This window comes from Asticcacaulis machinosus, assembly GCF_028550435.1.
GTDB lineage: Bacteria > Pseudomonadota > Alphaproteobacteria > Caulobacterales > Caulobacteraceae > Asticcacaulis > Asticcacaulis machinosus.
Genome location: NZ_JAQQKV010000001.1, coordinates 1,778,703 through 1,802,029 on the forward strand (window position 1 = coordinate 1,778,703; position 23,327 = coordinate 1,802,029).

The window sequence follows — 23,327 nt, forward strand, 5'->3', positions numbered from 1 at the left end:
AAAGTAAGGGCCTGTCTGAGGGGGATAATCTCTGACAGGCCCTTCTTTGTTATGCAGGCGTTTCCTCCCCGAAACGCCGGGAACCGACTTTCCTCTTCGGGGGAAAGTTCCGTTCTCTTGAGACCGACAAAACAGTTTTTCGGCAGCGGTGTCAATAGATTTTATAACATTATGTCAAAAATAAAGTGACCTTTTAGACCTTGCGACATAATTGCCACGCGTAACATTGTTACGCAATAAATACTGCGCAGCATTTGACAACGCTGTCAAAGAATTTACGAAGATTTAATAATAGTTTTCAGATGGTTAATAGCATCTTGACGCGGCAAGGTCACCTGCCCCGGACGCCCCTCACGCCAGGCTTTGTTATCTGAAATTTCCGCAGCCATTTCGCGCCCAAGATCGAGATCTTTGATGGTAACCGTACCATTAGCCAGCTCATCGCCGCCAATCATGGCCACCGCCGGCGACAGACGCCGGTCGGCATATTTCATCTGAGCCTTCATGCCCGAACGGCCAAGGTAAACCTCTGCCGGAATGCCCGCGGCACGGATTTCTGACGCCAGTTTGAAATATTCGCCCATATCCGAATCAGAAAAGGCGATAATGACCACCGGCCCGCGCACAGGGGCAGCTTTCCCGCCTTCCGTAAGCGCCAGAGCCGCCGCCAGACGCGACACACCGAACGAAAATCCGGTGGCTGGCACGCGCTCACCGGTAAAGCGCGCCACCAGATCATCATAGCGCCCCCCGCCACCGACCGAACCGAACTTGACCAACTCGCCCTTTTCGTCGCGGGTTTCCAGCAGAAGCTCGGCCTCAAACACCGCGCCGGTGTAATATTCCAGACCGCGCACAATCGACGGATCAAAAATGGCATCCGCCTCACCGACGCCCAGCCCGTTCAGAGTTGCACCAATGCGACTGAGATCCTCAAGGCCGCTCATGCCCTCCGGTGAGTTGGCCAGAACCGCGGCCAGACGATCGAGAACCACTGAACGTTCGGCATTACCCGCCGCTACGAACGCCAGCACGGCGGCAATAGCCGCGTCGTTCAGATTGGCCCCCTTGGTGAAGTCGCCGGACTCATCCTTACGCCCGCCCCCCAACAACAGCTCAACACCGGTGAGCCCCAGCCGGTCGAGTTTATCGATGGCGCGTAGCACGCCCATCTGCTGTCCGGCATCAACCACGCCCAGACTGTTCAGCAGTCCGTTCAGCAGCTTACGATTATTGATCTTAAGCACGGTCGAACCGGCCGGCAGACCGGCGGCCTTAAAACCAGCTACGGCCAGAGCGATGATTTCAGCATCGGCTTCGGGACGATCGGTGCCGACCGTATCGGCATCACACTGCATAAACTCACGCAGACGACCCGGCCCTGGCTTTTCATTGCGCCACACCGGCCCAAAGGCATAACGGCGGAAAGGCTTAGGAAGACCGTCCCAGTTCTGGGCCGCAAACCGCGCCAGCGGGGCTGTGTGGTCGTAACGCAGCGCCATCCACTGATCATCGTCGTCTTCGACCGCGAACACGCCGACATTCGGACGGTCGGCATCAGGCAGAAATTTGCCGAGCGCGTCGGCATATTCAAAAGCCGAGGTTTGCAGGGCCTCAAAACCAAAATCCTCATAGACCTTAGACACCGCCGTGATCAGGCGGCGCTCCGCCGCGATCTGGGATGCGCGTTTATCGGCAAAACCACGCGGGGCGCGGGCTTCGGGGCGGAAATCTTTGGGATCGGGAGTGCTGTCGGTCATGGCCGTGGCGATAGAACATCCAGCCTCAAGTGACAAGTTTTTTCACGGCGGCCCACCCCTTGCGTTAACCCCTTATTGGGCGGATTGCGGCATATCAAAGCTATGAAATATGCCCTACTTGCTATGACACTGATGGTAGCGCCGTTGAGCGCCTGCGCGACCACGCCAGCGTCCGTGAATGCCATTGCCAAAGAACAGCCCTATGCAGGGATCGTCAAGCAGTCGGGCGCGCTCAAGGCCCGTAGCGATACATATAACAAGGCGCCGTCCCTGACACTTCTGAACAACGCAAAATTTCAGGCCTTTGTGGCCGACGTGGGCAACCTGTCCGAACAGAACCTGAAAGCTCATTTCGACATGAAGGCGCGCGGTACGGACAATGACCTGAAATGTGTACTCAAGGGCGTGTCGATTGATTTGAAGCTCAAACACGATGCCCTGCTGGCCGCGAAAACCGATGCAGAGTTAAAACACACCCTGACCGAATTATCGGCGCTGCTGAGTGACAATATAGATGTGATCACCACGCCGGCCACGGTTCAGTCCGGCATGGACTGCGTACTGGAATTTGGGGCTTCAGGCACCTGACTTCATCATTTTAATGACGTCATCCTTATTCAGCAGTTGCGGCAGGATAACCGGCTCGGCGCCATTCGGGCCATACCAGACATAGAGCGGCACACCCGAGCGGCCATAGCGGCTGAGATAAGCCGAGATACGCGCATCCTGATTGGTCCAGTCCCCTACCATATAGACCGTATTGGTGGCCTTCAGCACCCTGGCGAAATCTTCGGTATGGAACACCAGCCGCTCATTGACCTTGCACGACACGCACCAGGCCGCCGTCAGATCGACCATGACATTCTTACCCTCAGCCCGCAGTTGGGCGATGCGCTCGACCGAAAAGGCTTCATAGGGTACATCGGCCTTTATTGCGGCGGGTGTGGTCACCGCGCGGGTTTGAGCCGCCGAGGCCACCGCCAATACAATCCCCAACCCCAGCAAAACCGGACGCGTGACGGCGGGTATGAGTGTGCGCACGACACCAAATACAATCAGCCCAAGGGCTATGATCAACGCAAACAGGCCAAAGCCGGAGACCTGCTGGGCAAACACCCACACCATCCAAAGGGCTGCCAGATACATCGGCACGGCCAGAATATGCTTGAATTTATCCATCCACGGGCCGGGCTTAGGCAGGCGTTTGGCCAGTCCGGGCAGATAGGTAATGGCGTAGGTCAGGCCTACGATCGGCAGGGCAAACCCGATGCCCAACGCCAAAAAGATCACAAAGCTGATGAACCCGCCCTGGGCCAGAGCGACGCCGATGGCGGTGGCCATAAATGGCGCTGTGCAGGGGGCGGCGACCACGACCGCCAGCACGCCAGTCAGGAACGCACCGATGTAGGGGTTCTTTCCAACCGTACCGCCACCCAGATTTTGTAGTCCCGAACCGATATTAAACAGGCCTGACAGATTAAGCGCGACCAGCAGCATGACAATGCTAAGGGCTGCCGTCACAAACGGCGACTGCAACTGAAAGCCCCAGCCAAGCGCCGCACCCAAGGCTTGCGCCACGCTGATCATCACCGCCAGCGCCACAAAGCTTATGATCACGCCCGCCCCGTACAGCAGGGCCTCATGGCGGGCCAGACGATGATCATGCCCCGCCCGCGATACCGCCAGTATCTTCATGGACAGGATGGGAAAGACGCACGGCATCAGGTTGAGAATAATCCCGCCGACAAAGGCCAGCCCCGCGGCGATAATCACCCCCACGACGGACACCTCACCCGTTGCCGCGCTTAAGCCCCCAAGCCCTCGTAAACTCAGCGGGATATCGCCTTCATTGAGCGTGACCTGATAGCTGTCACCGTTCGGAAAGGCGACTACACCGGAGATGGGCCCCGACACAGGCTTATCGTCTGCTGTCGTGGCCCTGAGTGTAAAGCCGTCCGCCCCAGTGTCGAGCGCCTGAGCCGCAGCGGGCGGGACGGCGCCGGCGGTAATCGGAAAGAAATAGGCGCCATTTGGCTTTTCGAAAATTTCGGAACTATCAGGCGCCGGAAAGCCTAATTCGAGAACATTACCAGTTTTACGGAAATATCCAGCCGGGGCCGATTTCGGCAGGGCCTCAAACGCCTTCTGAAAGGCCCGATCTTCGCCCCCGGAAGGCCCGACCGGCAGATTAAGACTGACAGTGACCGTTTCCGGTACGCAAACTTTTTCACAAACCAGAAAATCAACACGCGCCTTGAGCGGCAGTATATCGCCGTCAGTAAGCGCCGTGCCATTGGTCAGTTGGTAAAAGAGGTAGGTTTCCCCGCTATAGCCGTAATTGACCAGCCCCATATAGGGCTGACGCTCCGGCGTTTGCCACTGCGGCTCCCCCACCGTCACCTTATCCGGCAGCGACCAGGTGACCACAGGTGCCAGCCCCGTATCGCCAGGATTTTGCCAGTAGGTATGCCAGCCCTTAAGCGGCTCATGGCGGATGGCGATCCAGATGTCGCCGCCTTTGGAGACCGCTTTGCGTTCAGACACCAGTTCGGTCGTCAAGTGCGAGGTCTTGACGGGCTGAGCCTGAGCGGGCGCAAATAACACCGCAATAAACAACAAAAACCACTGAACTAAAGAACTCCCCCTCTTGGAGGGGGAGCTTGAGTTTGATGATAGATCAAAATCAAGAGGGGGTAAAAACGGCCCGCACACTATCCCGTCACTCTGCTTCATTACCCCAACTGCCCTTTTAGCAGGGCTATCGCGTACTACTTATACGCACAAAACCCGAGTTTTAACCCCACCCGTCATCCGGTCCTAGAGGATCGTCTGCCACCCTACCCTGAAATCAGGGGAGGGTCTTTTTATTTACTCTGCGGCGGCAACCGGCATCAGGGCATCCTGCTGCGCCTTCAGTTCCTCAGCCTTACGTTCTACGAGTTCGACAATATGTTCGATCATATCGGCATTGGCTAATTTATGATCAGGCTTACCGGCCATATAGACCATGCCCGCCCCCGCCCCGCCGCCGGTGAAGCCGACATCGGTAAACAGAGCCTCACCCGGCCCGTTTACAACGCAACCGATGATCGACAGCGACATCGGCGTTGAGATATGCGCCAGTCGTTCTTCGAGCTTCGCGACCGTATCAATGACGTTGAATCCCTGCCGCGCGCACGATGGACAGGCGATGATATTGACGCCGCGGTGACGCAGGCCCAGAGATTTCAGTATGTCGAACCCGACCTTGATTTCTTCGACCGGATCCGCGGCCAAAGATACACGGATGGTGTCGCCAATCCCGGCCCACAACAGATTACCCAGGCCGATCGCAGATTTAATCGTGCCGGTACGTAAAGGCCCGGCCTCAGTCACCCCGATATGCAGCGGGCAGTCAATGGCATCGGCCAGAGCCTGATAAGCGGCCACAGTCAGGAACACGTCCGACGCCTTGACCGAAATCTTGAACTCATGGAAATCGTGGTCACGCAGAATATTGGCGTGGAACAAAGCGCTTTCGACCATGGCTTCGGGACAGGGCTCACCATAGCGTTCCAGCAGTTCCTTCTCCAGCGATCCGGCATTGACGCCGATGCGCATGGAGCAGCCATAGTCTTTGGCCGCCTGAACCACCTCACGCACCCGGTCGGCTGAGCCGATATTGCCGGGATTTATACGCAGACAGGCCGCACCGGCCTTGGCGGCCTCAATGGCTCGCTTATAGTGGAAATGGATATCGGCCACAATCGGGATGGCTGTATTGTCAACAATCGTCCTGAGCGCCTGTGTCGACTCTACGTCCGGGCACGACACCCGCACGATATCGGCCCCCGCCTCTTCAAGCGCCGCGATCTGGCGCAGGGTGGCCTGCGCGTCCGACGTCAGGGTATTGGTCATGGACTGCACCGTGATCGGGGCATCACCACCGACTTCGACGGAGCCCACGCGGATTTTACGGCTTTTGCGACGTTCGATCATGCGCCAGGGGCGCACATGCTGGTGCGAACTCATAGACCACCTCTGTTACCTGCCCCCTACTTAAGGCCTTTTGGCCCGTAATAAAAGAGGCAGAGACCTAATAAGGTATGGTCTGATCGGCTGGTGGTTGGGCCGGTTGCGTCTGGACAGGTTGAGCCGGCTGATAGGGGATTGGCTCCGTCGGCATGGGCCGCGCTTTCGGCTTTTCGATTTTGGGCCGCGGTGTGGCTACCGGGCGGGCCTCGACCTGCTGGGCATCCATTAGCTTGGCCGTCTGCTGGGCGCGGGCATTGATGCGGGCGGTCGGCGTAGTGTTGCCTTCTAACCCACCTGCATATTCGCCGTCGTAATAGACTTCAAACGCCGTGGCGTCCGATACGTCGACCAACATCGGCACCGCCGTCGCATTGGGGACACGATAAGATTCCCCGGCCCCTAACTGACGGGCAAAATAGACCTGTCCCTCATTGGAGCGCAGCACCAGATTGACACTGCGCCTGGCCTGAATGACCACGCTGGATTGCTCCGGCGGGGCCCCAAAGACGGCTCCCTTTGGGTTAAAGGCCTTACGCATCTGAAGGCTGTCCGATGGTGACGCCGCCCCCGTCCCGTTACGAACTTTCTCGGCCTCAATCTCAGCAAATCCGGCCTCAAGGCCCGGTGTGACATACGGCACAGGCACATCCTGATCCAGTGGCGGCGCACCGGGTTTGGACACATAAACCACCCCATCGCGCACGATAGGCACCCCCTGCGACCAGCCCTGTGTAGTCACAGTCGGCGCTTCGGGTTTGGACTTAAACAGCTCCGGTTGCCGCTGGACGACGTTCCACACAATAATGGCCCCGACCAGCGCCACCGCACCGGCAATATAGCGGCCATAGGACGGTTTTACTTCATCCATCGCGGCACCTGTGGGCGCACGCAAGGCCGGGCCGGGATCGGCCAGATCACGTTTCAGCAAATCGGCCATGGTTTCTTCATCCAGCCCCAGCGCCTTGGCATAGGCCTTTACGTAACCAATGGCAAACGGGCGGGCCGGCATGAGATCAAGCGCGCCGGTTTCAAATGCTTCAAGGTAACTGCGGCGAACACGGGTAATATCGGCCACATGATCAAGGCTGAGATTTGAGGCTTCGCGCGCCGAACGCAAAATGTCACCAAGAATGACACCGTGATGCGGATCGTCATAGGCTGAGCGTGGATTAAGATCAGACGCCAGCGGCTCACCCGCCAGCGTCACCGCCGCAGCCGCCGCCTCAACAGCGTCATACTCCTGATACTGATCCTGCGTCATCTTACCCTGATACTCACTTTCGGTATTGAAGGTGCCCATGCCCAAAGACTGGGTATTCTTCAAAGACTGGGCACTCATTTTCCGATACTCCCGACAAGAACACAGGCTGTTTTCAGAATCAATACAACCTCACTGACGATGACATGATTGCACCGCTTTGAAACAGGTTTTTTGAGCGGGTCCAACCTGAAGTGACACGCTTCAAAACCCGCGCCAAGGTTTAGCGCACCTTTGTGACGAATATTGCTCCGCCACACTGTCCGCCTGTGCATAACAGCCATTGCCGCCGGGCTAAACTCAGCTTAAAGACAATCAAAAGCCTTATATAGCTACACGGAGTTTTACCCATGCCCGCTGCCTTTGATGACTTATGGATCGGTCAGGTCGCCTCAATCGGCGCCGGCGTCATCAGTCAGGAGGACCTGGAGGCATTTTGTAAGACCTACGCGCCGACCTGGGACTTGAAAGAAGGCATACCCGACGCCCTGATCTTTACCCTGTGGTCGCGACTGGAAACCGAAGCCTCGCAAAGCTGGCCGCAAACCAAGCGCCTGGCGGTCGATGCCCTGCGCTGGTCGCGCAATCCGCCGCCGGGCGAACTGCTGCGCGGACGCCTGACCGTGATGGGCAAGGATGCGGTTGGAGACACCAAGGGCGTGGTTATTGCCCAACACGACCTGTTGGATGAGGCCGGACGGCTGGTGTTTTCATGCCTGACGCGTTCGGTGTTTCAGCGACTGCCGGTGGCCAAGCCGCCACTGGATTAGACTCACCCATAAGTTTTTCGCTGCTCGAAAATACTGATGGGTGGATACTCTATGAGAAATTTTTCTTGAGGCGGCTCTGCGAAAAACTCCACACTTTTACCTCCCCGGCACGCCGGGGAGGGGGACCGCACGAAATCGCAAAGCGATGAGATGTGGTGGTGGGGGCTCTTAAACGCTTACAACGCCCGCAGTTTCGGCTCAGCCTCATTGAGCGACTGTTCGATAATGTCGACGATTCGGTCGATTTCTTCATGGGTGATGATTAGCGGCGGACACATGACGATGCTGTCGCGGATACCGCGCACCATCAGGCCGTTCTTGATGCACAGGTCGCGCACCAACGGGCCAGCGGTGCCCTCCTTGCCACCAAAGCGATGGTTAGTGCCTTTTTCAGCGACGATTTCAACTGCCCCAATCAGGCCGAGCGAGCGCGCTTCACCGACTAATGGATGCGCATCCAATCGCTTCAACGCCTTGGCCAGATAAGGGCCGGTGTCGTTACGGGTGCGCTCGACCAAGCCTTCGCGTTCGATAATCTCGATATTGGCCAAAGCCACCGCCGCCGCCGCCGGATGGCCGGAATAGGTGTAACCGTGGACGAAATCACCGCCGGTTTTCAGGACATCGACGATCTTTGACGACACCCCGACCGCCGAAATGGGTAGGTAACCCGACGACAACCCCTTAGCCATCGCAATCACATCCGGTTTTATGCCATAATGCTGATGGCCGAACCATTGGCCCAAGCGCCCAAAACCGCAGATGACCTCATCACAGATCAGCAGGATACCATATTTACGGCACAGGGCCTCAACCTTGGGCCAGTAGCCTTCCGGCGGAATGATTACCCCGCCCGCACCTTGCACCGGCTCACCAATAAAGGCGGCAACCTTATCCGGCCCCACGGACAGAATACGGGCTTCGATATCATCAACGCAGGCTTGCGTGAACGTCGCCGGGTCTTCGCCAAAGCCTTCGTTGAACGCATAGGGTTGGCGGACATGCTCAATGCCCGGCACCATCGGCCCGCCCTGAGCGTGCATAAAAGTCATGCCGCCAAGGCTCATCCCCGCGACCGTCGAGCCGTGATAGGCGTTGCGACGGCTGATGATGATATTGCGGTCCGGCTCGGCCTTAAGCTGCCAGTAATAGCGCACCAGCCGCAGCACTGTGTCATTAGCCTCTGACCCGGATGAGTTGAAAAACACATGCTGAAGGTCAGGATTACCGACCGACATCTTCTCCGCGATCTTGGTGGCCAGCCTGACCGGCGGCGGGGTCACGGTCTTGAAAAACGTATTGTAATAGGGCAGTTCCAGCATCTGCTCATAGGCGGCGCGCGCCAGTTCATCGCGCCCGTAACCGACATTGACGCACCACAGACCCGCCATACCGTCCAGCAGACTGTGCCCTTCGCCGTCATAGATGGTGGAACCTTCGGCGCGGGTAATGATGCGCGACCCGCCGATATCTTCCAGCAGCTTATAGTCCGCCTGCGCCGGCAGATGATGCGCCAGATCAAGGCGTTTCAGTTCGGCAATATCGTAGTTTTTAAGCGGCCGGTTCATGGGGCAAACTCCCGTAAGATTAATTGCAAACAGGTCTGCCAGAAATTTACGCCCACGCCAATAAAATTGTGATCACAATTTTATTGGCTGAGATTTCGAGGCCACCGCAGCCAAGTCTGCATCGAGATATTAGCAACACGTTTTGTCTCGACAACGCCAACATCTACCAAGTCTTGAAGTCGACAGCGCAGCACCAAATCACTCGTTTGAAAAACACCATCGTTACGCAACATGTCGGCCATTACATTCCCGACCACGCGGCGCGCCTGCACCCATCGGGTGTTAATGTGACTCAAAAGTTCGTCATCAAAATAATCAAGCGAAGCGGACATCAGACCTTCAGCAGCAACAACCCGCATCGGGGCATTTTCCTCACGTAGCCTGCCCCACAAACTCAACCACGTGTTCAGTTCCTCCTTAGTCGCTGGCCGTGCCTGATCCCAAAAAGCTTCTGATACAAATTCGCTGGCTCTGACCAAGGATACGCACCCAACCCGTGCCCTTCGCCCCGAAGCTATGGTCACATAACTCTCAGTCAGATCGACAAACTCAAAAGACTGGTCGCCGTTTCGGCGCAGCCATTCCAGAAAATTACAATATTCCCTAGGTTGACGGCGTGAGAACCAAACGACCCGACGATGATCAGGCTTTAGTGATCTTTCCCAAAAACCTTTGATCTGGTCATCCCAGTCTTGATCGGCATAGCCCCACGCAGCCTCAACATAAACCCTACGCAATTCTGCGTCAGCAGGCGGCCCAAATGACCAGTCATCATCTAAACCAATAACATCTTCATCCTTACCCACAGTTTGCAGGGCGCGGCGCAAATCAACGGTCGCAGATAAACTGAACACGATATGCAATGTGCGGCGATCAATCATTAAACTACCGACTCACCGCGCGCCGCCTGACCCAACCACTGGAAAAAAGCCTGCCGGTCGGGGTAATCTTTGGGCCGCCATTCCGGGTGCCACTGCACGGCCACGACCTGCGATCCGCCGAGGTTGGCGCTAAACGCCTCAACAATGCCGTCAGGCGCCACGGCCTCCATCGTCAGGCCATCGGCCAGTCGCGCCACCCCCTGAAAATGCACCGAATTGACCCACAGGTTGCCACCTAGTTTTTCCTCAAAAAAACCGCCGTCGATCAGGGTCACATCATGGCCAAACTCAAACATGTCGTTGAAAGTGGCAGTGTCCGGCGCGTGATGCCTTGGCCCCAGATCACGCCGGAGCGTGCCCCCCAAGGCGACATTGATCTCCTGAAAGCCTCGGCAGATACCAAAAACCGGCTTTTGAGCGTCGATCATGGCCTCGATCATCGCAAAGGAGATGCTGTCCCTGTCCACATCAAACGGGCCTTCGCCCGCCGCCGTATCAGGGTCATAAAACCGCGTGTCGATGTTGGAGGTCGATCCGGTCAGCATCAGGCCATCCAGCTTCCCCGCCAGCGTTTTGGCTTCAAACCCTGTGGTGATCGCTGGGATCAGCACCGCCAGACAGTCGGCATATTCGATGACGCCTTTGACATAGCGATCCTTGACGGTCTGAGCGTTTTCACCGCCGACATCACGGTTACAACAGGAAATACCGATCAGGGGTTTCATAAGAAAGAACCTCCCTTGTTGCAGGGGAGGGTAGCAGGCGGATTTATCCGGCTGACGGGTGGGGTAAAAAGCGGCGGCGTGATAAGTTTAAACAAGCAATTTACCCCCTCTTTGCGTGCATTTGCCCGCAAAGCTCCCCCTGCAACAGGGGGAGTTCTTTCTAGGACAAAAGTGCCGCCGGGGCGCAGGCATTAAACGACAGCCACACTTTTTCGTCCCAGGTGAAGTCTTCCTGATCCCAGCGCGTCAGGTTTGAGCGTAACACCTTGACCATGCGCCCGCCCGCGACCTCAACCTCATAGACGGTCTCTGATCCCAGATAGACCAGATGCTTAATCTCACCGGCGATGATGTTGTAGCCTTCGGGCGCATCTTCCATTTTAAGCGGTTTGGAATCCCATTTATCAATCTCAATCTTTTCCGGCCGCACCGCCGCCCAGACTGTGGTGCCGGTCGCCCCCGTCACACCGTGATCAAGATAGATCGGCCCGATATCGGTCGTGTTGATGATGGCGTGATCGGGCTCATCGACATCAAGCGTGCCTTCGAACAGGTTCACGCTACCGATAAAGTCGGCCACAAAGCGCGAATTGGGAAACTCATACAGGTCAAACGGGGTCGCCACCTGTTGCAACAGGCCGCGGTTCATGACCGCACAGCGCGTCGCCATAGCCAGGGCCTCATCCTGATCGTGGGTGACCATGATAAAGGTGATGCCGACCTTTTCCTGAAGCAGGGTAAGCTCCGTGCGCATAGCATCGCGCAGCTTGGCATCAAGCGCCGATAACGGCTCATCCAGCAGCAGCACACGCGGTTTTTTGACCAGCGCGCGCGCCAGCGCTACCCGCTGACGTTGGCCACCCGACATCTGATCCGGTTTGCGTTCGCCAAACCCGCCGAGCTTGACCAATTCCAGCGCTTCCTGGGCGCGTGCCAAGCGCTCACCCTTTGGCACCCCGTCCATTTTCAGCCCGTAAGCGACATTATCGAGCACGGTCATGTGCGGAAAAACAGCATAGGACTGAAACACCATATTCACCGGCCGCTTATTGGGCGAGACCTGCGAGACATCATTGCCATCGATGAGGATCTGTCCATCCGACGGCATCTCAAACCCGGCCAGCATACGCAGCAAGGTCGTCTTGCCACAGCCCGACGGCCCCAGCAGCGAGAAGAACTCGCCCTCCTTGATGTCGAGCGAGACATTATCGACCGCCACGTTCTTGCCAAAGCGCTTGGAGACGTTTTTGAAGCTGATGATGGTCTTGCCCAGAGCGTCAGCCGGTTTTGGATCTTGATCAAACATATTCAGCCTCACTTTTTCTCAGGAGCACCATGACCGGCGGTCAGGGCGTCAGAACCTTGGAACTTCAGCGCAAAGAAGGTCAGGATCACCGTCACCACAATCAGTATGGTCGAGGCGGCGTTGACTTCGGGGGTGACCGAAAAGCGGACCATCGAATAGACCTTGACCGGGAAGGTGACCGTATCGGGCCCGGCGGTGAAGAAGGTAATCACAAAATCATCCAACGACAGGGTAAAGGCCAGAAGCCCGCCCGCCAGCAGCGACGGTTTGATATGCGGCACCAACACATCCAGAAGCGTTCGGATTTCCGAGGCGCCCAGATCCTTGGCGGCTTCTTCCAGTTCGCGGTTAAATGACGCCAGTCGTGCGCGCACCACCACCGCCACAAACGGGAAGGAGAACGAGACGTGTGCGATGATGATGGCCCCGAGATTAAGCGGCCAGGGCAAGCCCTGCGGCCACGGAAAGACCTTGGCGAAGAAGACCAGCATGCCGACGCCCATGCAGATTTCCGGCACCACGATTGGGATCGACATGGCGCCGTCCAGCGCCGTCTTGCCCGGAAAGCGGAACCGCCACAACAGGATGGCCGCCATAGCGCCCACAACCACGCTGATGATCGTTGAGAAAAACGCAATCACCAGCGAATTGGTAAAAGCCTGAATGAGGCTGTCGTTGGTCAGAGCCTTGACGTAATATTTCAGGGTGAAGCCCTGCCAGACGATGTTGCGCTTACTGTCGTTAAACGAAAAGATCATCAGGGTGATCAGCGGCGCATACAGAAACACCGTCACCCCGACCAACCAGGCCTGCATCGGCCAGCGACGCATATATTCCAATGGGCCGGGTGGTGTCTTTTTAACCTTGGCAACAGATCCCGTCATCAGGCCGCCCTCCCCCGGTTTTGTTTGTCAAGCATGCCCTGAATGGCGATGCCGATGAAGGTCAGGTACACCAGAAGGAACGACAGCGCCGCCCCGAATGGCCAGTCATTGGCGCGCTTGAACTGACGCTCAATGACATTGGCGATCATCTGCGATTCCGGCCCGCCCAGCAGATCTGGCGTCAGATAGGCGCCTAGTGCGGGAATGAAGGTGATCAGAATACCCGATGCGATCCCCGCCGCCGACATTGGCACCACGATCGACCACAGGGTGCGTAAGTGCCCCGCCCCCAGATCAAGCGACGCCTCCAAAAGCGATCGATCCATCCGGTCCAGCGTCGAATAAAGCGGCAGGATCATGAACGGCAGGTGGACGTAAACGAGGCCAAAAATCACCGCGAAATTGTTATGCAGCAGATCGAGCGGCTGAAACTCGCCCAGTGGCGCCAAGCCCACCAGGGTCATCAGCCCGCCGGCATTATTCCATAAGAATTCATAGGTTTGATTGACATAGCCTTCGGTTCTGAGCACGGCAATCAACGCATAGGTGCGGATCAGAAGATTGGTCCAGAACGGCAGCATGATCAGCAAAAGCAGCCACGGCTTCCACTTATCGGCGGCAAATGTGATGGCCAGCGCCACCGGAAAACCGACGACAAGACACAAAAACGTCGTGAGTGCGGCGACATAAAGCGATTTTACAAAGATGCCGAGGTACAGCGGCTCTAATGCCCGCGCGTAGTTTTTCCATGTGCCGGTAAAGGCGATATCGACCAGCCCGCGGTTTTCCCCGAACGAATAGAGCCAGACAATGCCCATTGGCACAATAAAGAAAAAGGCCAGCCAGAACAGGGGCGCACTGAGGAGCAGCCCGAAAATTGACTTCGCCTGCCGCCAGCTTTGTTCCATCGCCTTGCCCCTACTCAAAAACCCCTACTCAAAAAACCCGAAGCGCATAACCCGCTGTGAGGCGGCGAAAAGGTTTAGCTTGGGAGCACCGAAGCGGAGTGTACTTAAGTACATGAGCATCGGAGCGCATCAAGATGAGCCTTTGCAGCCCCTCACAGGTAGGGTTAGGCTTAGGAAGCGCGAACGCGAGTAATAATTTCCTCAAACTGCGAGGCTTTTTCGGCACCTTCAAAGTTGCCATATTCGCACTTGGCCAGAATATCCGCCGGAGGGAAGATGACCGGATTATTCTTATAATCATCAGGCATCAGGGCCTTGGCGGCAGCGTTTGGCGACGGATAGAGGATCGTCTTATAGATTTCAGCCCCTACCTGCGCATCGAGAATATAGTTGATGAAGGCGTGGGCGTTGTTTGGACGCGGCGCATCCGCTGGGATGCACAGGGTATCGGAATTGAGCAGGCTGCCTTCTTTCGGCACCACAAAGCCGATGTCGTCGTCTTCGGCCATGACCTGCGCAATATCGCCATTGTATTCGATCACGATATCGACATCACCGCCTTGCAACATGTCCTGACCGTTATCTTCGTGGAAGGCGCGTATATTGGGCTTTTGCTTGACCAGCATCTGCTCGATCTGGGTCAGCATTTCTGGCGATATATTATTGAGGCTGACGCCCTTATATTTCGCGGCCAGACGGATCAGGTCGGCCGATTCCGACAGAAGGGCGATCTTGCCCTTATATTCGGCGCTGTCGAAGACGTATTTCCAGCTATCCGGCACGGCCTTGAACTTGGATTTACGGTAGCCCAGCCCCAGCACCAGCCAGGTATAGGGCACGGAGAACTTATTGCCCGGATCGAAGCTGGGGTTAAGATACTGCGGGTCGATGTTCTTCATGTTGGGGATCTTAGCGTGATCCAGTGCCTTCAGCAGACCGGCCTGCCCCATGCGGGTGACAAATTCGTTCGACGGCACGATCACGTCAAAGCCGGAATTGCCGGCCTTAAGCTTGGCAAACAGTTCGTCATTGGTGGCAAAGAGCTGCATATTGACGTCGATGCCCGTGGCGGTCTTGAAATCCGCCAGCGTCGTCTCACCGATGTAGGTATCCCAGTTGTAGAAGTTCAGCTTAGGCTCTTCGGCACCGTCAGCGGCTGGTTTTTCGGCGGGCTTGGAACAGGCAGAGAAACTAATACCGACGGCCGCAGCCCCCAAGCCCGCGAGTAAGGAACGACGATTAGCCATATGGCGAGGTGAACTCATGTCCTGATCTCCGTGATATTCGCGGGCCTCATCATGAAACCCCCTTCATGAAACCGTAATATTAGTAACAGAATACGGGATTAACCCTCTGTCAATATCTAATTGTGATCACAGAGGGCGCATTGCACAAACTTATGCGTTCCTGAGATACCAGTCGTAATCGAGCGACGTGACTTCCTCATAAAAACGCGCCTGTTCGGTACGTTTAACCTTCACATACATGTCGACAAACCGCTCCCCCAGATAGTCGCGCAAGGTTGCGGATTTGTCGAGATAATCAACCGCCGCGTACCAGTTGGTCGGCAGGTTAGCGCCGGTCTTCGCCGCCACCTCATAGCCATTGCCGACCACTGCGGGGCCCGGATCAGTCTTATGGGTCAGGCCGTGGTGGGCACAGGCCAGAATAGCGGCCATCACCAGATAAGGGTTGGCATCGGCACCCGCGACACGGTGCTCAACATGGCGCGTATGAGACGGCCCCGCCGTGACCCGCAGCGACACAGTGCGATTATTCACCCCCCAGGTCAGGCCAACCGGCGCATAGGAATTGGCCTTAAAACGCTTAAAGCTGTTGGCGCCGGGAGCGAGGATACCCATGCAGTCAGCCAGATGATCCTTCATGCCGCCGATCATGGTCTTGAGCAGATCAGACCCTTGCGGATCATCGGACGCACACAGGTTTTTGCCATCTTTGTCCGCCACCGAGATATGGACATGGAAGCCCGAACCAGCGCGATCGGCCCACGGCTTGGCCATAAAGGTCGCTTCAACCCCCAGCGACAGGGCCACGCCCTTAGCCATGCGCTTATAGAGCACGGCATCATCACAGGCGCGCAAGGCATCGGGCTTATGCTTAAGCGTTAGTTCGACCTGCCCCGGTGCAAACTCTGAAATCGCGCCTTCCAGCGGAATATTCATGACATCGGCAGTTTCCCACAGGGTGCGGAAAAACTCACCGTGGGCCTCAACTTCGGGCAGGCCGTAAACCTGAATGCCGCGCGGGGTCTCACCGGTGTTAAAGCCCTTGGCCGGCATAAGCTGGCCGTCGTGGCCGCGCTCGATGTCCACCAGATAGTATTCCAGTTCACACGCCACCACCGGCGTCAGACCATCGGCTTTATAGCGCTCCAGCACCCTTTGCAGCACATGGCGAGGATCAAGGTCATTGGGCGTACCATCAAGCTCATAGAGCGACAGCATGACCTGACCGACATCATCGCCCAGCCACGGCGCCTCCGTCAGCGTCCCCGGCACAGGCCGTGCGATCCGGTCAGCATCGCCATCTTCCCACACAAGGCCCGTCTCTTCGCAGTCGGCCCCCAGCGTATCGACCACCAGAATCGAACCCGGCAGAAAACGGCCATATTCAAAGATCGGCAGCAGTTCGTGACGACGCAGACGCTTACCCCTCGGCACACCGGTCATCGAGGTAAACAGGATCTCGAAATAGTTTATATGCGGATGGGCCTCAAGAAAGGCCTTGGCCTCATCAGGCGTGGCGACCATCGGATGTGGCGGCAGATAGGGTTCGGTCATGGTGCGCTCATCTATTCGGTCAGCACCTTAGCTGACACGGTTGCAAGCCTCACCTTAAGAGCGAACCCGCCCGTCCGTCACGCGATATTCGCAATGTGATCACATTTTTTTATTAGCATAGGGCACAGCCCGGATCGGCACGCGTTGCGGCCGCGACAATACACCGAACAGGCTTCGCCACTGCTGCGGCGTTGGGATACGCCCCCCGCCCAGCCAGCGCATTATCACTGGCCAGATTTGCGTCCCTACCCATACCATCGGGATAATAATTGCCAGCACAATCAGAGGGCCGCAAACGAAATAGGCTGTGACCGCCAACGGGCTTTGATCAAGCCCTGACCGTACAAACAGACGCCAGATCGTGTCGATTATCAGTGGGTGCAGACAAAATACGAAAAAGATAACGGGCTCGATTCTGATGAGCCTTTGCCCGGCACGGAGCCGGGCAAAAAAAACCGCCACCCCCCAGAACACGACAGTCCCCGCAAACCGGATCAATAATATTCGTACATTGTTGCCCGTCAGCGGTGACAGGCCGGAATGTGTGACAGCCAGTACAATCGGCATAACTGATAGCGATACAATCACGACGGCAGCCAGGGCGACATAGGATTTGTATCCACGCACCGCATTCAAGGGCGTGAATTTGCCTGAGTAAACCAAAAGACCCGAAAAAAAGAAGATCGGGATCATGTCATTGATAAATAAAGGCCCATCAATGCCAGTCAGCGCCACACCAACCAGCCCGACAGCGGTTGGCCACGGCGACTTTTGCCCCAGCCAGACCAGCAATGGGCTAAGCAGACTGCATACGAACATATCCCGCAGAAAATACAGGGCCCAGGACACCGGAGGCGCCGTCAATGCCAGAATATCGTTCGGCAGGGAGGCAAGACTAAAACTTCTGTGGGCATCGTCTGCAGCCAGCGCCACAATCAGATAGATCAGGTTCCATAAAATTAATGGCAGCAGCAGTGTTCCGGCTTTTTTAGCTATCATAGCTCCCCACGACCGGCTGGATAAGCTCTGTGCGACGAAATAACCGGAAATGATACTGAGCAAGGGCACACTCGAGCGCCCGATGGCATCGCGAACGACCCACAAATAGTCGTTAAAAACGACCGCCGATTGTGAGAAAAACGGATCATGGGGCGGCATGTGCATATAGACGACACCCAATATACACAGCACACGGGCGATTTTAATCGCCTCAGACTCAGGGTGGGTTAAGCTACGCGACATAGGCACAACGCTCCGCGATGCGCCATGTCTCTCATGGACGCATCAGGTTAATCCATACCGGGTTACGCGCTCACCAAAGGCAGATATGGCCGCCCCCAGACGCGTACACGCGTCGGGCGACGTAAATGGCGAAACCAGCATCATGTTATGAAAGGGTGCAATCAGTACGCCCTCATTGATGAGAAACAGATGAAGGGCTTTCAGCCATAAAGGATCAATAAGCTTTCGCATTTGCGAAGCATTTTTTGGTGCTAAATTACCAAACACCAGTTCCACCCGTGCACCGACATGAACGACGCTCCAGTTCAGGCCCTGCTCAGCGATAACCGCCCGCAATTGCGTCACAAGGTTTTCAGCGCCTTTGGTCATATCCGCGAACGTCGCCTCCGTCATCACTTCGGTCAGCATGACTTTCATCGCGGACATGGCCAGGGCATTGCCGGACAGGGTCGTACCGATCCCGCTGGAACCCGAACCAATAGCCGCCTGCGCCTGATCCATGCGGGCGGCGATCTCTTCGGTCACACCCCAGACGGCCGCGGGCACACCACCGGCAATGGCTTTGCCGACCACAAACATATCGGGTTCAAGTCCGTGGCTGCGCGTATAGCCGCCATAGCCAGACGACAGGGTATGGGTCTCATCGATGGCCAGCAGGGTGCCGTATTTGCGGGTTAGAGTGCGCAAAGCCTCATGGAACCCATCAATAGGGGCGATCATGCCGCAGTTGGTCATCACCGGCTCGCACAACACGCAGGCGATATCGCAATATTTCAGGGCATCTTCGAGCGCATCAAGATCATTAAACGGGATGACCGTCGTGGTATCGGTAAAATCTGCCACCTGCCCGATCAGGCCTTTTTTCATGACGGGTGTGCCGTCATTCAGAACCACAAAAGCATCATCGACCATGCCATGATAGCAGCCGTCGAAAATCAGGATCTTTGGCCGCCTGGTTATGGCGCGCGCCCAGCGGATGGCGGCGCGATTGGCATCAGAGGCTGTGGTGGCCATCTGCCATTTCGTCAGGCCAAAGCGCTCAGTCAGCAATTCCCCCACTTCGACGGCGGTTTCCGTCGGCAACATAAAACCCATGCCATTTTGGGCTTGCTTGGCTATGGCGCGGGCGATTTCCGGGCGAGCATGGCCAAACATCGATGGGGTGTCGCCCAGACAGAAATCGTCATATTCAAAGCCGTCAACATCCCACAGTTTCGCCCCTTCGGCGCGGGCCGCATAGATGGGAATGGGCGTGGCCCAGTCGGTCATCCAGTGCATAGGCGCGCCACCCCGCCATACATGGCCCGATCTTTCAGCCAAGGCTTTGGTCTTGGGCCGGGCATCGAGAAACCGCGCGGTCTCGGAGAGGATGAAATCCATCAATGGCGTGTTCAGAGTGGATCCTCCAGCCGGAAACGGCATCATCACAGCGCCCCAAAGCTCAGGAATTTGGTTTCCAGATATTCCTCAAGGCCCTCAATCGCCCCTTCACGGCCAATGCCGGATTCCTTGACGCCGCCAAACGGGGCCACCTCGGTCGACATTACACCGTCATTAAGACCGACCATGCCATAATCCAGCGCCTTTCCTACCCGCCAGGCCCGCGACACATCCTTAGTGAAGGCATAGGCCGCCAGCCCAAACGGCGTCTCATTGGCCAGTTTGATCCCTTCGGCCTCATCCTTGAACTTGATCAGAGACGCCACCGGCCCGAAGATTTCCTCATTAAAGATGCGCATGTCGTGGGTCACACCGGTCAGGACAGAGGGCTTATAAAACAACGCCCCTACATCCTTATCGACCCCGCCGCCGACCGTCAGCTTCGCACCTTTACCTGTGGCGTCATCGACGAGGGCCTGCACCTTATCGACGGCTTTTTGATTAATCAGCGGCCCGATTTGCGTCGCCTCATCCATGCCGTCGGCCAGTTTCAGCGCCCGCACAGCCTCAGCCAGCTTGGCGGCAAAGGCCTCATAAATTCCGGCCTGAACCAGTATTCGGTTCGCGCACACGCAGGTCTGACCGGCATTGCGGTATTTCGATAGCATGGCGCCCGCCACCGCGACCTCAAGATCCGCATCGTCAAACACCAGCACCGGCGCATTGCCACCCAGTTCGAGCGATATCTTTTTGATGGTCGACGCGCATTGGGCATAAAGCTTTTTGCCAACCGGCGTCGATCCGGTGAAAGAGAATTTCTTGACCAGCGGATCAGACGTCAGGATTTCGCCGACCTCGGCCGCCTTGGTGGTGCAAATAATGTGCAGCACGCCATCCGGCAAACCGGCCTGTTTGGCCAGTTCGATCAGAGCCAATGCTGACAACGGCGTTTCCTCTGACGGCTTCAGCACTACGGTGCACCCTGCGGCCAAAGCCGGCGCGACCTTGCGCGTAATCATCGAAATCGGGAAATTCCACGGCGTGATGGCCGCAACGACCCCAACCGGCTGCTGGATGGTCACCAGTTGCTTACCCGGCACATTGGCCGGGATGGTGCGGCCATAAGACCTGCGGCCCTCTTCGGCAAACCATTCGACAAAGCCTGCCCCATATACCACTTCGCTACGGGTTTCCCTGATCGCACGCCCCTGCTCAAGCGTCACGATCTGCGCCAGATCTTCGGTGTGCTCAAGGATCAGGGCGAACCATTTTTTCAGAATATCCGAGCGCACCTTTTGCGGTTGCTGGCCCCAGTCGGCAAAGGCGGCATGGGCGGCATCAATAGCTTCCAGCGTTTCTTTTGAACCGGCATTATGGACATGACACAACACCTGCCCGTTGGCCGGATTGGTGACCGGAAAACTATCGTGATTGGCGTGGCTCAGAATACGCTTGCCCAGCAGGGCCTTGTGCGCGGCGGTTAGGGACATGGTACGCAACTCCCTTTAAAAACTGATCGAGACTGACTTGAAATCGGCATACTTATAGAGCGCATGAAGGCTGCGATCGCGGCCAAAGCCCGACTGCTTAAAGCCCCCGAACGGCAGGGCGATATCGCAGGCATCCCAACCATTGATCCACACCAGACCAGCCTTCAACACCTTGGCCGACCGCATGGCCCGGCCGATATCGGCCGTCCATACCCCGGAGGCCAGCCCATAGATAGTGTCATTGGCAATGCGGAAGGCGTCCGCCTCATCCTTAAAGGTCAGTACCGACAGGACGGGCCCGAACACTTCCTCGCGCGCCAGAATATTGTCAGAAGTGATATTGTCGATCAGGGTCGGTTCGACATAAAAACCACCCGTATCTGACTGAACACGTCCGCCGCCCATCAGCACCTGCCCGCCACCGGCCTGACCTTTGGCGATGTAATCGAGCGCGGTGTTCATCTGGCGCTCCGAAACCATCGCCCCGAACTGGGTATCCGGGTCGTAAGGGTCGCCGACTCGAATCGATTTCACCACCGCCATGACCTTGGCCACAAACTCGTCGCGGATGCTGTCTTCGACCAGAAGACGTGACGCCGCGGTACAGACCTGCCCCTGATTATAGAACACACCCCAGGCGGCATTTTGCGCAGCAGCCTCCATATCCGGACAGTCGGCAAAGACGATCTGCGGCGACTTACCGCCCAGTTCTAGCGACACCCGCTTTAGGTTTGACTCTGCCGACGCCACCATCAGCCGCCGCCCGACCGGCCCTGAGCCGGTGAAGGCGATCATGTCAACTTCCATATGCCGCGCCAAGGCCTCACCCGCGATCTGCCCAAGGCCGGGAACCACATTGAATACCCCGGCGGGGACACCGGCCTCAATCGCCAGCGCCGCGGTATACAGCGCCGTCATCGACGAATTTTCAGCCGGTTTCAGCACGATCGAATTGCCCATAGCCAGAGCCGGAGCGACCTTCCACATAGCCATGTGCAGCGGGAAATTCCACGGCACAATCGCACCTATTACCCCCAGAGGTTCATGGACCGCATAGGACAGGCGCGTATCCGGCGATGGGGCGACTTCACCATAAATCTTATCGAGCGCTTCGGCATAATAGCGTACCGAATTGATAGCCAGCGGGATATCAACCGCGCGCGCATCGCGTATGGGCTTGCCCGTGTCAAGCGTCTCTAATAGCGCCAGATTTTCGGCATGTTCGACCATCAGATCGGCCAGTTTATGCAGGATTTTCTTTTTGGCTTTCGGGGCCAGTCCGTTCCAGCGGCCATCTTCAAACGCGATCCGCGCCGACTTTACCGCCCCATCGACATCGGCGGCATCAAAGGCCGAAATCTGATTGGTCAGAGTTCCGTCACGCGGGGCGATATTGTCGAAGGTCGCAACCGACGCTGCGCCCTTCCACTGGCCGTCAACAAAACCTTGATCAGGTTTGAAAAGGGCCTTGAGGGCGGCAATAACCTCAGCCTTGGTATCAGCCACAGCGGTTATCGGGGTCAGGGGGGACGTCAGGCTCATGGAGATCGCACCACTCAGTAAGAGCTTGAATTTGTGATCACAATTAGGCCACCTGCGCTCCCACCTGTCAATACGGCAATTACGCCGCCTGAAACTTGACGGCCTCCAGCATCAGATCCATGCCCTCTTCGATGTCCTCGGCCATAGCTTTGCGCGCCGTCTCAGCATCGCGGGCCGCAAACGCCCCGATCAGTTCCTGATGGTGGTCGCGCGGCAATTGCACCGTACCCAGCTTATTGAACACCACCCGCATAAACGGGCCGGTTTGCAGCCACAGGGTACGCGCCATATCGTAAAACAGGTCGGCATGAGCGGCTTTATAGACTTGGAAATGAAAGGCGTGATTGGCCTTCATATAGCCTTCGACATCGCCTTTGGAGAGGGCGACCATCAGGGTGTCATCTTCTTCTTTTAAGATATCAACCAGTTCCGGCGTGGCCCGAACCGCTGCGATCGCCGCAAGTTCCGGCTCGACCCATGAGCGGGCTTTAGCCAGTTGATGCAGGCGGTCTTCAGACAGCGACGGCACCCGCAGGCGCTTATTTGACGGCTGCAACTCCAGCGCCTTTTCCGCAATCAGACGACGCACCGCTTCGCGCACCGGCATGGGCGAGACATTCAGCCGTCCGGCCAGAGTCCGCAGCGACACGGACTGCCCCGGCGGAAACACGCCCTCCGTCAAAGCCTCGGCCAGAGCGTCATAGACCTGATCGTGGTATGAGGCATCATCGCCCTTTGACAGATATGAACTCAACGCTTCCACAGCCAAAACGCATCTCCTGAAACGGAATATTCTTG

Annotated in this window: 19 protein-coding genes; 2 read left to right on the plus strand and 17 right to left on the minus strand. The window is 56.9% G+C overall.

Annotated elements, in window-relative coordinates:
* Positions 1-275 precede the first annotated feature (275 nt).
* Positions 276-1,760 (minus strand): histidine--tRNA ligase, encoded by a 1,485-nt coding sequence (gene hisS / locus PQU98_RS08125; protein ID WP_272744399.1) that lies wholly within the window; start codon positions 1,758-1,760, stop codon positions 276-278.
* Positions 1,761-1,883: 123 nt separating this feature from the next.
* Here hisS and PQU98_RS08130 point away from each other — a divergent pair, with 123 nt between their 5' ends.
* On the plus strand, positions 1,884-2,348 hold the full coding sequence (locus PQU98_RS08130; protein WP_272744400.1) for a hypothetical protein: 465 nt from the start codon (positions 1,884-1,886) through the stop codon (positions 2,346-2,348).
* On the opposite strand, the gene PQU98_RS08135 is transcribed toward PQU98_RS08130, so the two are convergent.
* From PQU98_RS08135 to PQU98_RS08145, 3 genes are all read right to left on the minus strand, one after another.
* A complete protein-coding gene (locus PQU98_RS08135; protein ID WP_272744401.1) occupies positions 2,337-4,376 on the minus strand; it encodes a protein-disulfide reductase DsbD family protein in 2,040 nt (679 codons plus the stop codon). The two genes, PQU98_RS08130 and PQU98_RS08135, sit on opposite strands and share 12 nt — an antisense overlap.
* Positions 4,377-4,628: 252 nt before the next feature.
* On the minus strand, positions 4,629-5,771 hold the full coding sequence (gene ispG / locus PQU98_RS08140; RefSeq protein ID WP_272744402.1) for a flavodoxin-dependent (E)-4-hydroxy-3-methylbut-2-enyl-diphosphate synthase: 1,143 nt from the start codon (positions 5,769-5,771) through the stop codon (positions 4,629-4,631).
* Between the two features lie 64 nt (positions 5,772-5,835).
* Positions 5,836-7,113: a helix-turn-helix domain-containing protein gene (locus tag PQU98_RS08145; protein ID WP_272744403.1), complete on the minus strand. Its 1,278-nt coding sequence runs from the start codon at positions 7,111-7,113 to the stop codon at positions 5,836-5,838.
* A gap of 269 nt (positions 7,114-7,382) precedes the next feature.
* Between PQU98_RS08145 and PQU98_RS08150 the strand changes: the two genes are divergently transcribed.
* Entirely contained in the window at positions 7,383-7,802 is a 420-nt protein-coding gene (locus PQU98_RS08150) for an acyl dehydratase (RefSeq protein WP_272744404.1), read from the plus strand.
* Positions 7,803-7,978: 176 nt separating this feature from the next.
* On the opposite strand, the gene PQU98_RS08155 is transcribed toward PQU98_RS08150, so the two are convergent.
* The 13 genes from PQU98_RS08155 to PQU98_RS08215 form a co-directional block, all read right to left on the minus strand.
* Complete coding sequence (locus PQU98_RS08155) at positions 7,979-9,370, minus strand: aminotransferase (RefSeq protein ID WP_272744405.1); 1,392 nt, start codon at positions 9,368-9,370, stop codon at positions 7,979-7,981.
* Positions 9,371-9,450: 80 nt separating this feature from the next.
* Entirely contained in the window at positions 9,451-10,251 is an 801-nt protein-coding gene (locus tag PQU98_RS08160; protein ID WP_272744406.1) for a DUF3658 domain-containing protein, read from the minus strand.
* Positions 10,251-10,976, minus strand: a complete 726-nt coding sequence (locus tag PQU98_RS08165) for a gamma-glutamyl-gamma-aminobutyrate hydrolase family protein (RefSeq protein WP_272744407.1) — start codon at positions 10,974-10,976, stop codon at positions 10,251-10,253. The genes PQU98_RS08160 and PQU98_RS08165 overlap by 1 nt, the downstream gene beginning before the upstream one ends.
* Positions 10,977-11,136: 160 nt before the next feature.
* Positions 11,137-12,282: an ABC transporter ATP-binding protein gene (locus PQU98_RS08170; protein WP_272744408.1), complete on the minus strand. Its 1,146-nt coding sequence runs from the start codon at positions 12,280-12,282 to the stop codon at positions 11,137-11,139.
* Between the two features lie 8 nt (positions 12,283-12,290).
* Positions 12,291-13,166, minus strand: a complete 876-nt coding sequence (locus PQU98_RS08175) for an ABC transporter permease (protein ID WP_272744409.1) — start codon at positions 13,164-13,166, stop codon at positions 12,291-12,293.
* Entirely contained in the window at positions 13,166-14,074 is a 909-nt protein-coding gene (locus tag PQU98_RS08180) for an ABC transporter permease (RefSeq protein WP_272744410.1), read from the minus strand. Before PQU98_RS08180 ends, PQU98_RS08175 begins: the two co-directional genes overlap by 1 nt.
* A 170-nt stretch (positions 14,075-14,244) precedes the next feature.
* Positions 14,245-15,339: an ABC transporter substrate-binding protein gene (locus PQU98_RS08185; RefSeq protein ID WP_272744411.1), complete on the minus strand. Its 1,095-nt coding sequence runs from the start codon at positions 15,337-15,339 to the stop codon at positions 14,245-14,247.
* 132 nt (positions 15,340-15,471) lie between these two features.
* A complete protein-coding gene (locus PQU98_RS08190; RefSeq protein ID WP_272744507.1) occupies positions 15,472-16,845 on the minus strand; it encodes a glutamine synthetase family protein in 1,374 nt (457 codons plus the stop codon).
* Between the two features lie 129 nt (positions 16,846-16,974).
* A complete protein-coding gene (locus tag PQU98_RS08195) occupies positions 16,975-18,117 on the minus strand; it encodes an acyltransferase family protein (RefSeq protein ID WP_272744412.1) in 1,143 nt (380 codons plus the stop codon).
* Between the two features lie 42 nt (positions 18,118-18,159).
* Positions 18,160-19,542, minus strand: a complete 1,383-nt coding sequence (locus tag PQU98_RS08200; protein WP_272744413.1) for an aspartate aminotransferase family protein — start codon at positions 19,540-19,542, stop codon at positions 18,160-18,162.
* Positions 19,542-20,987, minus strand: a complete 1,446-nt coding sequence (locus PQU98_RS08205; protein ID WP_272744414.1) for an NAD-dependent succinate-semialdehyde dehydrogenase — start codon at positions 20,985-20,987, stop codon at positions 19,542-19,544. The genes PQU98_RS08200 and PQU98_RS08205 overlap by 1 nt, the downstream gene beginning before the upstream one ends.
* Before the next feature lie 15 nt (positions 20,988-21,002).
* Positions 21,003-22,529 carry an aldehyde dehydrogenase gene (locus tag PQU98_RS08210; protein WP_272744415.1) on the minus strand — a complete coding sequence of 509 codons (1,527 nt, stop codon included), beginning with the start codon at positions 22,527-22,529 and terminating at the stop codon, positions 21,003-21,005.
* A gap of 79 nt (positions 22,530-22,608) precedes the next feature.
* The gene (locus PQU98_RS08215; RefSeq protein WP_272744416.1) at positions 22,609-23,298 is read right to left on the minus strand and encodes a GntR family transcriptional regulator; all 690 of its coding nucleotides are present in this window, start codon (positions 23,296-23,298) and stop codon (positions 22,609-22,611) included.
* Positions 23,299-23,327: the final 29 nt, after the last annotated feature.

Excerpts from the sequence above, each read along its gene's own strand:
- hisS (WP_272744399.1), bottom strand. The coding sequence starts at position 1,760 with ATGACCGACAGCACTCCCGATCCCAAAGATTTCCGCCCCGAAGCCCGC.
- PQU98_RS08130 (WP_272744400.1), top strand. The coding sequence starts at position 1,884 with ATGACACTGATGGTAGCGCCGTTGAGCGCCTGCGCGACCACGCCAGCG.
- ispG (WP_272744402.1), bottom strand. The coding sequence starts at position 5,771 with ATGAGTTCGCACCAGCATGTGCGCCCCTGGCGCATGATCGAACGTCGC.
- PQU98_RS08145 (WP_272744403.1), bottom strand. The coding sequence starts at position 7,113 with ATGAGTGCCCAGTCTTTGAAGAATACCCAGTCTTTGGGCATGGGCACC.
- PQU98_RS08150 (WP_272744404.1), top strand. The coding sequence starts at position 7,383 with ATGCCCGCTGCCTTTGATGACTTATGGATCGGTCAGGTCGCCTCAATC.
- PQU98_RS08155 (WP_272744405.1), bottom strand. The coding sequence starts at position 9,370 with ATGAACCGGCCGCTTAAAAACTACGATATTGCCGAACTGAAACGCCTT.
- PQU98_RS08160 (WP_272744406.1), bottom strand. The coding sequence starts at position 10,251 with ATGATTGATCGCCGCACATTGCATATCGTGTTCAGTTTATCTGCGACC.
- PQU98_RS08165 (WP_272744407.1), bottom strand. The coding sequence starts at position 10,976 with ATGAAACCCCTGATCGGTATTTCCTGTTGTAACCGTGATGTCGGCGGT.
- PQU98_RS08170 (WP_272744408.1), bottom strand. The coding sequence starts at position 12,282 with ATGTTTGATCAAGATCCAAAACCGGCTGACGCTCTGGGCAAGACCATC.
- PQU98_RS08175 (WP_272744409.1), bottom strand. The coding sequence starts at position 13,166 with ATGACGGGATCTGTTGCCAAGGTTAAAAAGACACCACCCGGCCCATTG.
- PQU98_RS08180 (WP_272744410.1), bottom strand. The coding sequence starts at position 14,074 with ATGGAACAAAGCTGGCGGCAGGCGAAGTCAATTTTCGGGCTGCTCCTC.
- PQU98_RS08185 (WP_272744411.1), bottom strand. The coding sequence starts at position 15,339 with ATGAGTTCACCTCGCCATATGGCTAATCGTCGTTCCTTACTCGCGGGC.
- PQU98_RS08190 (WP_272744507.1), bottom strand. The coding sequence starts at position 16,845 with ATGGTCGCCACGCCTGATGAGGCCAAGGCCTTTCTTGAGGCCCATCCG.
- PQU98_RS08195 (WP_272744412.1), bottom strand. The coding sequence starts at position 18,117 with ATGTCGCGTAGCTTAACCCACCCTGAGTCTGAGGCGATTAAAATCGCC.
- PQU98_RS08200 (WP_272744413.1), bottom strand. The coding sequence starts at position 19,542 with ATGATGCCGTTTCCGGCTGGAGGATCCACTCTGAACACGCCATTGATG.
- PQU98_RS08205 (WP_272744414.1), bottom strand. The coding sequence starts at position 20,987 with ATGTCCCTAACCGCCGCGCACAAGGCCCTGCTGGGCAAGCGTATTCTG.
- PQU98_RS08210 (WP_272744415.1), bottom strand. The coding sequence starts at position 22,529 with ATGAGCCTGACGTCCCCCCTGACCCCGATAACCGCTGTGGCTGATACC.